This window comes from Vibrio sp. 1641, from assembly GCF_033339995.1.
GTDB classification, from domain to species: domain Bacteria; phylum Pseudomonadota; class Gammaproteobacteria; order Enterobacterales; family Vibrionaceae; genus Vibrio; species Vibrio alginolyticus.
On the sequence record NZ_JAWOVP010000164.1, the window covers coordinates 1 to 717 of the forward strand.

The following is a 717-nucleotide window of genomic DNA, read 5'->3' on the forward strand; positions in this document are numbered from 1 at the left end:
GAGAATGCAAATAACCAAGGGAAGAGTAACCCGTACCAAAATCGTCAATGGCAATGCCAATGCCCATATCACGCAACTTCGTCATGTTTTCCAGAGTCGTTGGTGCGCTATCAATAATGCGCGACTCGGTGATCTCTAACGTGAGGTTTTTTGCAGGCAGCTTGGTGACATCCAGCACTCGTGTCACGGTGTCGACAAATGCCGGGCAGGAGAGCTGATTGACCGAAATGTTCACGTGCAATTGGAAGTCTGACGGCCACTGTTTGTTCTCGATGGCTTTGTATGTGTCTCGGCACGCTTGCAGCAAGATTTGTTGGCCAATGGCTTTGATCATGCCGCTTTCTTCCGCGATTGGGATGAAATCTAATGGTGAAATCATACCGCTTTCGCTATTCCAGCGAGCTAGGGCTTCGGCGCCACATACGTTACCACTCGCGAGATCGATGATCGGCTGATAATGAGGCACAAATTCGCGCTTGTCGATGCCCGTTTGCATCTTCGTGAGCAGCTGAGTACGAAACTTCGATGCGCTCGCGAGTTCTGGGCTGTAGTAACAAATGCCCGTCAGTGGATCTTGCTTCGCGTAGCTCAGAGCAATACTGGCATTGCGTAGCCAAAGCGGCATGTTCTCACCATGCTTGGTTTGCACAATCCCTAGTGAGATCTTCATCACCACGCTTTCACCTTCAACCATAAATGGTGCTGCGAACAGTTGTT

1 protein-coding gene is annotated in these 717 nt (G+C 50.1%); it reads right to left on the reverse strand.

Annotation, left to right across the window (positions count from 1 at the left end; all coding sequences use genetic code 11):
* Positions 1-717, reverse strand: a 717-nt coding sequence (locus tag R7Z47_RS24830) for a GGDEF domain-containing phosphodiesterase (protein WP_318130761.1), incomplete at both ends; no start/stop codon positions are given.